Consider the following 13,795-nt stretch of genomic DNA (forward strand, 5'->3'; position numbering starts at 1 on the left):
CAGATATAGCAGGCGGCGTGCCAGCGCGGCGAAGGTGGCACAAGTTTCCGCGCAAGTCCTTGAATCCAAAGCGGAAAACCGGAGATGCGCCCATCTCGTCGGCTTCGCTGGCGGCTTGCGGCAAGGCCCTTTTGCATGGCGGCGGCCAACAGCTTGCGCGCGCGGTGTCGGCTGCCTTCCAACATGTCGTTGCCGCGGAGGCGAAGCGGACAGGACAAGCCGCGGGCACGCAATGCTGGCCTCCGGGAAATTGCCATGATTTGAATTTAGGCGAGGCACGTTTGTCTTAACCATGAAGCATGGAATGCGCTACATTAGGTGGCGTCACTGTGTCTGCATGCCTAACATCGGGGCGATGATCATGGCTAGTCTTTCGCACGCAATCCATTCGTTTCAGTCGGGCGACCTGTCCGAATATGAATTGCTTGCGCACGTCGACCGGGTTCTGGCCAGCGACAACACCGAGTCGGCGCGCCAGCTCGAAGAGCTCCTGAGCGACGACCATACCCGCATCATGCTGCCGCCGGAGGTGTATGCCGAGCTGCGCAAGCGCGTGCACCAGCGTGAACAAGGCCAGGCGCCGCGGCCTCCCTTCGAGCGCGGCGATGCGGAAGCCACCCGCATGCAGGTCAATCCGCAACGCGATCCCACCGGTTCCCAGGACGGCGCGCGCGACATTTCCCGCCGGACCCTGCCGACCAATCCGCCGTCGATGACGATGGAATTGCCGGCAGGCCAGGATAGCCAGAAAGGAATCGGCGATACCCTTAACGGCCGCTTCGTGCTCGAAGAATGCATCGGCTTCGGCGGCATGGGAACGGTATACAAGGCGCTCGACCTGCGCAAGCTGGAAGCCTCCGACCGTAAGCCTTACATCGCCATCAAGGTGCTGAACCTGCAGTTCCGCGGCCATCCCAAGTCGCTCATCACCTTGCAGCGCGAAGCCAAGAAGGCGCAGGCGCTGGCGCATCCCAACATCGTGACCGTCTATGATTTCGACCGCGACGGGTCCACGGTCTTCCTGACCATGGAATACCTGTCCGGCAAGCCGCTCAGCCAGGTGTTGCGCGCACCCGGTTTCGGAGGGCTGCCCTTGAGCAAGGCGTTGCCGATCGTCGAAGGCATGGGGCGGGCGCTGGCGTACGCGCACGAGCGCGGCTTCGTGCATTGCGACTTCAAGCCCGCCAACGTGGTGCTGACGGATTCCGGCGACGTGAAGGTCATCGACTTTGGCATTGCCCGCGTCTTCCGCAAGCCGGAGGATGACGTCGAGGCAACCGTGTTCGATCCGGGCAGCCTCGGCGGCCTCACGCCGGCCTATGCCAGCCCGGAGATGCTGGAGCACCGCGAGCCCGATCCGCGAGACGACATCTATGCGCTGGCTTGCATTACTTATGAACTGCTGACCGGGCGCCATCCCTTCGATCGCGCGACCGCCTCGCAGGCGCGCAACTCCGGACTCAAGCCGGCCAGGCCGAAGAATCTCGGCGCCAACCAGTGGCGCGCGCTGAAATGCGGCCTGGCATTCGACAGGAACGCCCGCACGCCGACCATCCAGCGTTTCCTGTCCGACCTGCGCGGAGATCGCAAGCCCGTCATGCTGGTCGCGGCCGGGCTTGGCGCGCTTGCCGTCGCCAGCCTCGCCGTCGTGGTGGCTGTCAACCTGATGGGCAGGCCCGACCGCGGACTGCGCAGCGAAGGCTCGTCTGGCGAAGAGCCGGCCCCGCCGGCGCAAGCGCAGGCACCCGCGCCCGTCGCGCCTGCACCCGCGCCAGTCGCTCCGGCGCTGACCATGGCCTCGGTTGCCGGCGTCCTCAACACCGTCAGCTGTTCGGCGCTTCTGCCGTCGGTGGACGGCGACACGGTCAAGGTGCAAGGCTACCTGTCCGCCCAGACGGGCGCCGCGCGGCTGAAAGACATGTTGTCGCGCCTGCCCGGCGCCCGCAACGTCATCATCGACACTCAGCCGGTCGCGGATGACAAGTGCGACACGCTGGCCGTGCTGGCGCCTTACTGGGCCAAGTCGCGCGCCAACAGTCCGGTCAGCATCCGCACGAGGGCGGCGAACGGCGAACTGGTCGAAGGCGAACCGCTCGTGATGGAAATCACCACGCCGGGCTTCGATGCCTATGCCTACGTGGATTACTTCGTGCTGGATGGCAGCGTGGCGCACCTGCTGCCGAACGTCCGCGCGCGGGCGCACCAGACGCCGCCGAATTACAGCGCCACCATCGGCGGCATGGGCAACTGGGTGGTATCCAAGCCCTTCGGCAAGGAAATGGTGGTGCTGATCATGTCCCCCGAGCCGCTGTTCGACGGCTTGCGCCCCGCCAGCGAGTCACGGAAGGATTACCTGCGCGCCCTGGAGCGGCAGCTCAAGCAGGTTGCGTCCAAGCATGGACAGGACAAGGTCGTGACGGACTTCGTGCAGATCACCACCAAGGCGGCGCGCTGAAACCCGGCGCACCATGCGCCTTCAAGCTCATCATTATCCGAATTTACTTGAGTTCGCGGACCACGCGGAAACCATTCTGTGTATGGCGCACGTTCGCGTCATACTTGAAGCGCGTCGAGGAGGGCATGTAGCTGGCGTCTTCACGCCATGAGCCGCCGCGGATCACGCGCACGCGGCAGGCGGGGTCTTCCCAGGACTTGCCATCGGCAGGTGCGCCCTTGAATGACGTATGCCAGCAGTCGCTGACCCATTCCCAGACGCTGCCGTTGACGTCATGCAAGCCGAAGGGGTTGGGCGCAAACGAGCCTACGGGCGCGGGCGCGTCCTGCTGCCAGGGCGGGCCGCAGTCCTTGCAGTTGGCGGTGCCCTTGCGCATCTGTTCGCCCCACCAGAAGCGGGTGGAGGTGCCGCCGCGCGCCGCGTATTCCCATTCCGCTTCGGTCGGCAGCCGGTAGGACTTGCCGGTGATCTTGGTGAGCCATTTCACGTATTGCTGGGCATCGTCCCAGCTGACGTCCCTGACGGGAACGTTCTTCTTGCTGGCATCGATGTTCACCTTCGTACAGCCGCCTGTGTCCACGCAGGCATTCCATTGCTCCAGCGTGACTTCATATTTGCCGATTGCAAAGCCGCTCGCGAGAGTCACGCGGTGCTCCGGCTTTTCGGTCGGATCTCCGGTGTTGCTTCCCATGGTGAAGCTGCCGGCGGGCAGGCTGATCAAGTCGGGGCAGGTCGGGCAATCCTTGATCTCCGCGCTGGCGTTGCGCCGCGGCGCGGGCTGCTCGGCTGCCGGTGCGGACGGCGTCGCTTGCACGGGGGGCGCGGCAGGCGGCGCGGCGCGTGGCGTTTCCGCCGCCTTAGGCGCAGGCTTGGGCGTCTCCGCTGCCTTGGGTGCGGGCTTGGGCGTTTCCGCCGCCGGCTTCGAAGCTTCCTTCGCGCCCTTTCCTTCGGCGCGCAAGCGCTCGATGCGCGCCTTCGCCAGCGCCGCGAAGCGGCCCTTGGGGTAGGCCTGCAGGTAGGCTTCGTAGTCGTCGGCGTGGTTGCTGTCCTTGATCGAGTCCCAGAACGTCAGTTCGTATTGTTCATTGGTGTCCTTCGGCAGCACGCCGCGCGTGTCGTATGCCAGCACGGTCTCGGGCCCGGAGGCGGCCTCCGCGCCGGTCCGGAGCGCCATGCGGGAGCCATCGGGTAGCAAGGACATGCTTGCCGGCAGGGTGGATGCGGCCCAGGGGCGCTGCCGGCCTTGCGTCAGCGCGGTCACGGCCGCTGCGGTGCTGGCCAGCAATTCGCCAACGGGACGGCCGGGCGCGCGCAATTCCGCGAGCAGCCGGGCGGTGAAGATGCCATTGCGGCCGGCGTCTCCCGCGCCGTGGCCGGGTTGGGCCGCGAGGGCGAGCAACGTGTCCGCCGGCAGCGGGATCGCGAGCGCGGTGTCGCCGTCGGCCGGGGTCAGGCAGGTGTCGAGAACCACGATGCGGCGATGGCCTTCCATCTTCGCCAGCAGCGCGGACACCGAGACCTCGGGTTGGGCGCCGACCGGCGAAAGCATGATGTCGCCGCCGCGCATCGCCGCGTGCCCGGCAAAATACACCAAGCCATCTGCGCCGGCGCCGAGGCGGGTAAAGAACACCTGGATGGCGGCGTGCATGCCTTGCCGGTCGAGGTCTTCCGCGCGCAGCACGTCGTAGCCGAGCGCTTCGAGCGCCGCCGCCATGTCGCGCGCATCATGCCTTGCCTGGGGGATCGGGCGGAAACGGTCATCCGCATTGCCGATGACTAGGGCCACCGGCACGGATGCCAGCGCGGCCTGCATGCCGCACAGACAGAAGAGCAAGGCGGCGGACGCATGACGAAGCAGGGTAAAGAGCCGTTTGCGCATGGAGTGATCGATGTCGGACTGCGTATCGGATTTCGGCGTGACCTTTGCTTGCAATGTCGCGCATAAATCTGGGCGTCTCTCTGATTAAGTTCAAAGCAGCGGCGCGTCGATGAGATAAACCATCATATCTGGCGTAATCTGAGTCTGCGACTGAAGGCGGGCAACCGATTACGACACACCCGGCGCGGCGCATGCCGCCTGCATGCGCGGACAAGCCGCGCACCTTGCTGAAAGGATGGCTATCATGACAAGCGCACAGCGCCTTGCCGCGCCTCTCGTTGCCCTGATGTTCGCAGTCCTGTTGCTGGCGCCGCAGGCAGCAGCCTGGGCTGCCGAGGTCACGCCTTCGCCGAAGGATGCCCAGGTCTACTTCATCTGGCCGCGCGACGGCGAGGTCATCAACGGCGGCAAGTTCTGGGTACGGATGGGACTGCGCAACATGGGCGTGGCGCCGAAGGGCGTGAACAGGCCTGGCACGGGGCACCATCACCTGATCGTCGATTCGGAACTGCCTCCCGCCGGTCAGCCCATTCCTTCCGACCGCAACCATCTCCACTTTGGCGCGGGCGAGACCGAGGCGCGCGTCGAACTGCCCCCCGGCAAGCACACGCTGCAGTTGCTGCTCGGAGACCAGGACCATGTCCCGCACGATCCGCCGATCCATTCGAAGAAGATCACCGTGACGGTCCGATGAACCGCGCGCCCACCCGGCCAACAAGCCGAACCTTGCCCTTGATGAGGAACACGCCATGTCGAAACTTGCCGCGGCAGCAGCGCTCTTCCTGTTCTCTTCCCTTGCCTTCGCCGGAGACACGCCGGCGCCGCCGAACGCCTATCTATATATAGGCTGGCCGCAGGATGGCGCGGTCATCACGAAGCATCCATTCCGGGTCTGGTTCGGACTGCGCAACATGGGCGTCTCGCCCAAGGATGTCAAGTTTCCGAACACTGGCCATCACCACCTGCTGATCGATACGCCGGTACCGCCGATGGACCAGGTCATTCCGTCGGACCGGAACCACCTGCACTTCGGCGCGGGAGAAACCGAGACCATGCTCGATCTCCCGCCCGGCAAGCACACGCTGCAGCTGATCATGGGCGACGACAAGCACGTGCCGCACAATCCGCCGGTGGTGTCGAAGAAGATCACGATCACGGTGAAGTGAACGATCGGCCTGCTGGCGCTCTCGCCCGGGAACCGGAACCGCGCACCCCGCCATGAGTCGAAGCAATATGGCGCCATGCCGCGCGGGAATCCCGCCGCGCGGCGACGCATCCAGCGAACGAAGGGCAGCGACATGAGACGGCAAACAGGATTGCCCGACGGACCGCGCGGCGCGCCAGCGTATCTCGAAGTGCTGGGCGCATCCGAGTCGGTGCCGGCGATCTTTCCCTTGCAGGATGAGGTCGTGATCGGACGTGACCCGCAGGATTCCCTCGACCCGGATCACTTCTTCTGCATTCCCGAACATACCGTCAGCCGCCGGCACGCGCGCATCCTCCGCCGGGGCGACGCCTATTATGTGGAGGACCTGCATTCCTTCAATGGCACCTACGTCGACGGCGAGCGCCTGAAGCCCGGCGCCTGGCGGGCGCTGCAGGAAGGCGATGAGCTGAACATCTCGAACGCGCAGATCGTCTTCCATTCCATGGTCGCGCCGGCCCAGGACAACATGGCAACGATCATCACCAAGGTGGTCGATGCAACCCAGCTCACGCGCATGATCGAACCGCTTCCCGCCACCGGCCCGGCCGACATCCAGCACGTGGTGCAGAAACTGCACGCCATGGCCCAGGTAAGCATCGCGCTGGGCGCGGTTACCAACAGCGAGACGCTGATCGAAAAGATCATGAATTTCATCTTCGAGCTGTTCCCGCTCGCGGAGCGCGCCTTCATCCTGCTGCGCAACGGCGAGGAAGAGCGTCCCGTGCCGGTCGCCGCGCGCCGCCGCGACGGTTCGGAAATGGATCCGTCGCGCGTGACGATGTCGAGCACGATCATCAACGAGGTCCTGAACAAGAAGCAGTCGGTGCTGTCGGTCGACACCTTGTCGGACCGCTATTTCGGCAGCCAGCATTCCATCATCTCGCAGGCGATCCGGAGCGTGATGTGCGTGCCGCTGCTGCTGGAGGGACAATGCCTTGGACTGATCCAGGTCGACACCTCCTCGGACCCGTATGCCTTCAAGGAACAGGACCTGGAAATCCTGACCGGCGTGTGCGCCGAGACGGCGGTGGCGCTGAAGAACTTCCAACTTTACTCGGACATCGAGCGCCTGCTCGACGGCTTCGTGCGCGCTTCTGTGCAGGCCATCGAGGAACGCGATCCGGCGACGGCCGGTCATTCCTTCCGCGTCGCCGACTTCGCCGAGCGCCTGGCGGTGGCGGTCGATCGCGACACCGGCAAGGAATTGCGCGAGGTCGCCTTCAGCCTCGACCAGCTTCGCGAGATCCGGTATGCCGCGCTGCTGCACGACTTCGGCAAGGTCGGCGTGCGGGAAAACGTCTTGTGCAAGGAAAAGAAGCTGCATCCGCACGAGATGCGCCTGCTGGATGAACGTTTCCGTTTCGCGCAGGCCTGCCTGGAACGGGAAGCTTACAGGCGGCTGGTTGAGTTGCATGCCCGCCATGACCTGAGCATCTCCGCCTTCCGCGAAGCAAAGGAGAAGGTCGAGATCGGGCTGGCGGAAGAGAAGGAACGCCTGGCGCGATTCCACGAGGCGATCTGCCTGGCCAACGAGCCCAGCGTGTCGCACACCGAAAGCGGGGCGGGGCTGCAGGCGGTACTCGACTACGCCTTCCCGGAATCGGAGGATAGCCACCACCCGCTGCTGCAACAGTCTGAGTTTTCCGCCCTGAACCTGCCGAAGGGATCGCTCACGCTGGAAGAGCGCCGGGAAATCGAATCGCACGTCGCGGATTCGTATTCCTTCCTGATCCTCATTCCCTGGACCCGCGACTTGTCGGCCGTGCCCGCGATTGCCCATGGCCATCACGAGAAGCTGGATGGCTCCGGGTACCCGATGGGCCTGCGCGGCGAACAGATCAGCATCCAGACGCGGATTCTGACGATCTGCGACATCTACGACGCGCTCACCGCCGGCGACCGGCCCTACAAGAAGGCGGTGCCGGTGGACAAGGCCCTGGACCTGATGGCGCGGGAATGCAAGGCGGGCCACCTCGACCCGCGGCTGTTCCGCGCCTTCGTGGATGCGCAGGTATGGCTGCCGTCCTGAGCGGGCGGCGAGGTGAACCATGACAGCAAAGGATGACAGCACATGAACGCGTTGCAATCCCATGGCGCCGGCGAGCCCGCCGGGGCGGCCTCGAGCGGCAAGACCCTGATCCGGATGGCAACCGGGACCACCCGCCGGACGACCCGGTCCGGCGTGGCCGGTCCGGTTTCGCTCGGCGTCTGTGCCATGCTGCTGTGGGGCTGCGCCGACGTCAGCATGAAGGACTACCAGCGGCCCGACTCGCCGGTAAAGACAAGCTGGGCGGGCAAGACGGCGCCGGTGTCGCCGGCGGAAACGATCGCGCCCGACTGGTGGAAAGGTTTCCGCGATCCCTATCTCGACCAGCTCGTGGAGAGGGCGGTGAACAATAATTTCGACGTGCGCGTGCTGGCCGCGCGCACGCAGGTGGCATCCGCCCAGGTCGGCGAGGCGCGGGCAGGCGCGCTGCCGACGGCCGACATCGGGGCCGGGGCCAGCCTGGAAAAGACCACGGGCCAGAAATCCACCAAGCAGTTCAACGTGGGCGGCCAGGTCAACTGGGAAGTGGATGTCTGGGGCAAGGTAGAGAAAGGCGTGCAGGCACAGAAGGCCGAGTACCAGGCCTCGGAAGCCGACTGGCGCGCCGGCTACCTTTCCCTCGTGTCGGACGTTTCCACCACGTATTTCCAGATCCTGCAGTTCGACGAGCAGATCGACCAGCAGCAGCGCAGCCTCGACAAGAACAAGACCATCCTTGGCACCTTCGAGCAGATGCTCAAGGCGGGCGTGCTGCCGAACACGCGGGTGCTGCAGCAGCGCGCCGAGATCAACCGGCTGACCAACGACCTGCTCGAGCTGCGGCGTGCGCGCGATCTCGCTGGCAACGCCCTGGCAACCCTGCTGGGCGTGCCGGCCGGTGAATTCAGGGTGCCGCCGGGGCGGCTGCAAGAAAGGGTGCAGCTGCCCGCGGTGCCGGCCGGCATTCCCTCCGAAATGATCAAGCGCCGACCCGACATCGTGGCGGCGGAATACCGCGTGCTGGAATCCTATGATCTCGTCGGCCAGGCGAAGCTGGCGCAACTGCCATCCATCAGCCTGACGGGAAGGGGCGGCACGTCGAGTTTCGCGTTGACAGACCTGCTGCGTTCCTTCACGTTCGGCCTGCTGCCGAGCATCAACATCCCTATCCTCGATCCTTCGGTGAAGGCGCGCGTGAAGACCAGCGAGGCGCAGACCAAGGTGGCCGAGGAGCAATACCGCAAGACCGTCATCACCGCGTTCGAGGAAGTGGAAAACGCATTGGTCAACCTCGACGCGCACAAGAAGCAGCGCACCGAGCTGCAGCAGCAGATCGAGCACCTGAACGTCGTGTCCAGCCAGGTCGAAGCGCAGCTCAAGGAAGGCGTGGTCTCCCAGCTCGAACTGTTCGAGACCCAGCGTTCGCTGCTGTCGGCGCAGCAGGCCATGCTTGCGAACCACCAGCAGATCCTGACGGATACCGTCACCCTGTACAAGGCGCTCGGCGGCGGCTGGCCGCCGATCGCCGTCAGCAACGCCAGCAATTGAGAGGAAGTGCATGCCGGGATCGACTAACGCGTCCAGCAACGCTTATGCCGAGATGCCGCCGACCGTGGCCCAGGAGTTCGACATCCTGCTCAAGCCGGTCTCGCATCCCGAGCTGAACGACATCTGCATCGACGAAAACCTGTTCCCGATCGGGCGCACCGAGCATCCTTTCGAGTCCTATCCACAGGACGTGGTGGCCGACCTGTCGCGCCGCCACGCGCGCATCTTCTGCGAGCAGGGCGCCGTCTATCTCGCGGACCTCGGCAGCAAGAACGGCACGACGGTCAATGGCCTGGACGTACGGCAGAAAACGGTGCGCCTGAAGAACGGCGACGACATCTGCTTTGGCGGCGTGCTGTGCTACAAGGTGCAGCTCGGCCGGCGGTCGCAGACGACCTTGCAGGTGGCCAGGCTGCACAGCCTGACGCTGGCGCCGGAACACTCCGACCTCGGCCTGCAGCCGGTGGTGATCAGCCAGTTTCCCTTCCTCGTCAGCAAGGCGGACCCGACCTTCGCCCGCTACCGCGACGATTACCCGCACCAGGTCAACTATATCTCGCGCCGCCATGCGCACATCTTCCTCAAGGGCGGCCAGGCTTTCGTCGAAGACCTGGGAAGCACCAACGGCACCTTCGTCAATGGCAAGCGTCTCGACGAGCATGCGGTCATGCTGCAGGACGACGACGTGCTGGCGTTCGGCGGACATCACTTCGTCTACAAGGTAAGCGTGCAGAAGGTACAGGGCGAGATCGACCCGACCGTCACCAAGTTCAGCGCCGGCGCCCGGCGCGCCGGCGTGGCGCCGGGGGACATCGACAAGACCACCTTCGTGGCGGCCGCCGGTTCCTTCCTCGACATCTTTTGCGTCGACCGCGCGCCGAAGCAGGAGGATGAAATCAATGCCGAGCATGCGGCCGAGACGGAAGCCGCCGGCGAGCCTGCCGAGGCCGGCCCGCCCAGGAGCCGAAATGCGGTCTTCCTCGGCGAGCTCAGGCAGGCATTCTTCGGCAAGGAAGGCCCGCCCAAGCATCACTTGAAACACTGGGGGCTCGCGGTGCTGCTGGTCGGGCTCGCGCTAGGCGGCTTCGTATTTTTCCGTGGCGCCTCCGAAGGGGACGTCAAGGATCTGCTGGCCCAGGGCAAGTCGGAGCAGGCGGCCATCCTGGCGAACGACAACCTGGAAGGCAGGCAGGCGAGCGCGCAGATGCGTGCGCTGGCGACCGAGGCGACCCTCAAGGCGAACGTTCCCGGCTGGGTGCAGAAGATCGGGGCGAAGGATTTCGATGGCGCCGCCGGCCTGCTCGACCACATGAACAAGCAAGGCGCGAAGAACCCGGACCTGCAGCCGCTGACCGAGAGGCTGGCGTGGATGGGCGACATGGAAAGGCTGCTGGCGCAGCGCGGCGGGCCTGACGCACCCATCCGCATGGATGGCGACGCGGACCGGATCCAGTCGATTCTCAAGCGCTGGGACGACGATCCGCAGGCGCACCAGCGCAAGCTCGATGCGGTTGCCAGCCAGGTTCCCGAGTTCCGCGACGCCTATGCCCTGGCCATGAGCCACCTGCGCCGCCTGCAAAGCGAGGACGCGGTGTACCTGCCGGCGATCGCCCGTCTCAAGGCGGCCATCGCCGGCGAGCTGGAACGCAACCGGCCCGAGGCCATCGATGGGGTGATCAAGGAATATGCGGACAAGTACCCGCGGCTGGGCATGGACCCGGTGCGGCGCGATCTGCGGCAATACAAGGCGCTGCAGGCGGAGCGGGGCGCCAGGCATGACGACGCGGTGCTCGCGCTGATGGCGAAAGCCGGCTTCGCCACGCCGGAATTCCAGGCGCGCGCGCAGGCGGCGCAGGCCGACGGGCAGTTGCCGCCGCCCGACTTGGTGCGCGCCTACCGCGAAGCGATGCAAGCCTGGCGCAAGGGCGACTTCCAGCCGGCGCTGGCGGCCTTGCAGGGCAGCACCGCCGGCCCGTGGGGGCAGGCGGTGGCGGCGCGGATCGAGCGCAAGAAGGACATCCTGGCGCAATTCGACCGGCTGCAGAAGAGCCGCAACGACAAGGCCTATGGCGACCGCCTGCTGGACTTCTACGGCATGCTCGACCGCGATGAAGATGCCTGGTTCGTGCAGTCGACGAGCGCCGACTTCGCGCCTTACCGCGACAAGGCGCTCGCCCGCGCCCAGGACCTGGCAGGCAAGGCGGAAGAGGGCTGGAACAGGTACAAGAACGCCGGTCCGATCGAAGGCCCGCTGCGGCTGGAGTCGCAGGTGTCGGCGCCGTTCCGCAACCAGGCCAGGCTGCTGTCCGAGGCCCATGCCGCCGCGCAGGCCAGCATTGCCATGTATGTCCGCCTGCAAGGCGACGCGCCCGCGAGGATCACCGCGCTGCAGGAAGAGATTGCCGCCGAGCTCGGCAGCCAGCGCCGTTCCCTGCAGGAAGCCAGGACCTTGCTGGAAGCGAGGGTGCTGAAGGAAAAGCTGGCCCTGCTGGGCGTGCAGGAAGAGGGCCGCTGAGCGGACGTCACATGCCGGCCCATCCGCGCCGGACCGAGATCGAGGGGCAGCCATCATGATGAGGGAAGACCGACTCAAGCCGCTGACCGAGGCGCTGGAAGACCACAGCGCGGAGGGCATCAGCATCCTTTCTTCCGAACCGCGCAGGATCATGGCCTGGTCGGTGTACACCATGCTGGGACTGGTGCTGGCGGGCCTGCTCTGGTCGTTCTTCGGCCATGCCGACGTGATCGTCAGCGGGCAGGGCAGCCTGCAGCCGGAATCCGAGGTAAGGCGCGTGTATGCGCCGGTGGACGGGGAACTGGCCAGCCTCTACATCGCCGAAGGGCAGCCGGTGCAGAAGGGTGACGTGCTGGCGCGCCTGAACGCGCGCGGCGCCATCGAGGCGGCAACGAACGCATTGCAGGCACAGCTGAAGCTGGAAGAGGCGGAACGCGAATGGCGCGAGTTCCCGCAGAAGAAGGTGCTGATGGAACGCAAGGCGGCGGCCCTCAAGCAGCAGATGGAAACCGAGGAGCGCCAGCACGAGAAAAGGCTGGCGGAGGGAACCAGCAAGATCAGCGACAGCCAGCGGGCCCAGCTCGAAGAGGCGCGCACGAACATTGAGGATGCGCGGCGGGCGAGGGATGCGGCGCGGGAAGAGGCGGACAAGTTCGCGCGCCTGTTCGCCTTGCCGGGTGGTGGCGGCGTTTCCCAGCTGCAGGTCGACAGCAAGCGCAATGCCCTGCAGGCCGCGGAGAATGCAATGCGGGTAGCGCAGGCGCGTTTGAGCGAACTGGCGGCGAAGCAGGGGCTGGAATTCAACCAGGCCAGGTCGCAACTGGAAACCAGCGGACAGGAACTGGCGAAGCTGCAGCTGCAATACGAGGCGGCGGCCAAGGACGTCGCGAACACCGAGGAAAAGCTGCGCCTGCAGGTGCAGACCGCGCGCCTCGTGGCGGACGCCGCGGCGCGCATCCGCTTCGAAAACATCGACAAGGACAATTTCTTGCTCATCGTCGCCCCGGCGGACGGCATCGTCACCGACGTTACCTCCACCCAGCCGGGCGACAAGATCCAGGCGAACACGCCGCTGGGCGGCATCGCGCCCAAGAATGCGCGGCCCATCCTGAAGATCGAGATTCCCGAGAACGACCGCGCCTTCCTGCGCGAAGGCTTGCAGGCCAAGATGAAGTTCAACGCGTTTCCATACCAGCGCTACGGCTTGCTTGACGGAACGCTGGAATACATTTCCCCCGCCACCAAGCCGTCGGCCCAGACCAAGCAGCCCGTCTACGAAGGTCGGGTGCGCCTCGGCCGGGACTTCTACCAGATCGGCGACATCAAGTATCCCCTGCGCTATGGCATGACCGCCACCGCCGAACTCGTGGTGCGCGAGCGGCGGCTGATCGATCTTGCGCTCGATCCCTTCCGCCAGATCGGCGGCTGAATTTCCCCGGAATTTCCCAAAAATGCGGGGCTTTTAATTTTAAAAATAATGTGTGACGGATTTATAAATATAAACAAATCGTCATGCAGGTATTTTTTTTGAAAATAAATATGGCATTCCTTTGAGCACATGCACAAGTTGGAAGCCACTACAATCTGGCGCAGGCGAGGGAAGGCAATGCCGTCGTGAAACGCGTTGCGGCGGCGCGCGGCATCTGGCTGGCAGTCAAGAATTCTGGAAGCGGAACACTGTCACAGCAGACGGCGGCAAACACGCCGGCCAGCGCGAACTTTCCCTGCAGCACCCATCATTTCACTGTCGATTTCAAGGAGAGGGCACATGAGCAAGACTGTTTTCACACCGGAGCATGAGTGGCTGCGCATCGAGGATGACGGTTCCGTGACCGTCGGCATCACCGATTACGCCCAGGACCATCTCGGCGACATCGTCTTCGTTCAGCTGCCCGATTCCGGCAAGGAATTTTCGAAAGGCGAGGAAATCGTCGTGATCGAGTCGGTGAAGACCGCCGGCGAAATCATGATGCCCGCCGCCGGCGTGGTCACCGAGGTGAACGGCGCGCTGGGCGACGAGCCGGGCAAGGTCAACGAAGACGCCCTTGGCGCAGGCTGGTTCTTCAAGTTCAAGCCCGCCAGCCCCGGCGACCTGGACGGCTACATGGATGAAGCCGGCTACAAGGCCTACTTGGCAACCCTGGCCTGACGCTTTACCCGCCTTA

At 65.1% G+C, this 13,795-nt stretch carries 9 protein-coding genes; 8 read left to right on the plus strand and 1 reads right to left on the minus strand.

All coding sequences use genetic code 11. From position 1 onward, the window contains the following. The first annotated feature begins 361 nt into the window (after positions 1-361). The gene (locus G3574_RS17035) at positions 362-2,455 is read left to right on the plus strand and encodes a serine/threonine-protein kinase (RefSeq protein ID WP_163965695.1); all 2,094 of its coding nucleotides are present in this window, start codon (positions 362-364) and stop codon (positions 2,453-2,455) included. 43 nt (positions 2,456-2,498) lie between these two features. On the opposite strand, the gene G3574_RS17040 is transcribed toward G3574_RS17035, so the two are convergent. After that, complete coding sequence (locus G3574_RS17040; protein WP_163965710.1) at positions 2,499-4,334, minus strand: SUMF1/EgtB/PvdO family nonheme iron enzyme; 1,836 nt, start codon at positions 4,332-4,334, stop codon at positions 2,499-2,501. A 286-nt stretch (positions 4,335-4,620) separates the two neighbouring features. Here G3574_RS17040 and G3574_RS17045 point away from each other — a divergent pair, with 286 nt between their 5' ends. The 7 genes from G3574_RS17045 to gcvH all read left to right on the plus strand — a co-directional run bounded on the left by G3574_RS17045 (position 4,621) and on the right by gcvH (position 13,779). Continuing rightward, entirely contained in the window at positions 4,621-5,028 is a 408-nt protein-coding gene (locus tag G3574_RS17045; protein WP_205609832.1) for a DUF4399 domain-containing protein, read from the plus strand. A 55-nt stretch (positions 5,029-5,083) separates the two neighbouring features. Beyond that, positions 5,084-5,500: a DUF4399 domain-containing protein gene (locus G3574_RS17050; RefSeq protein WP_163965714.1), complete on the plus strand. Its 417-nt coding sequence runs from the start codon at positions 5,084-5,086 to the stop codon at positions 5,498-5,500. Positions 5,501-5,632: 132 nt separating this feature from the next. After that, a complete protein-coding gene (locus tag G3574_RS17055) occupies positions 5,633-7,570 on the plus strand; it encodes an HD domain-containing phosphohydrolase (protein WP_163965717.1) in 1,938 nt (645 codons plus the stop codon). A 114-nt stretch (positions 7,571-7,684) separates the two neighbouring features. Beyond that, positions 7,685-9,115 carry an efflux transporter outer membrane subunit gene (locus tag G3574_RS17060; RefSeq protein ID WP_163965927.1) on the plus strand — a complete coding sequence of 477 codons (1,431 nt, stop codon included), beginning with the start codon at positions 7,685-7,687 and terminating at the stop codon, positions 9,113-9,115. A gap of 10 nt (positions 9,116-9,125) precedes the next feature. After that, positions 9,126-11,630, plus strand: coding sequence for an FHA domain-containing protein (locus tag G3574_RS17065; RefSeq protein ID WP_205609828.1), 2,505 nt, complete (start codon positions 9,126-9,128; stop codon positions 11,628-11,630). Between the two features lie 55 nt (positions 11,631-11,685). Next, positions 11,686-13,059 (plus strand): HlyD family efflux transporter periplasmic adaptor subunit, encoded by a 1,374-nt coding sequence (locus tag G3574_RS17070; protein ID WP_163965720.1) that lies wholly within the window; start codon positions 11,686-11,688, stop codon positions 13,057-13,059. 339 nt (positions 13,060-13,398) lie between these two features. Beyond that, complete coding sequence (gene gcvH / locus G3574_RS17075; protein WP_163965722.1) at positions 13,399-13,779, plus strand: glycine cleavage system protein GcvH; 381 nt, start codon at positions 13,399-13,401, stop codon at positions 13,777-13,779. Positions 13,780-13,795: the final 16 nt, after the last annotated feature.

The organism is Noviherbaspirillum galbum, from assembly GCF_010974945.1.
GTDB lineage: Bacteria > Pseudomonadota > Gammaproteobacteria > Burkholderiales > Burkholderiaceae_D > Noviherbaspirillum > Noviherbaspirillum galbum.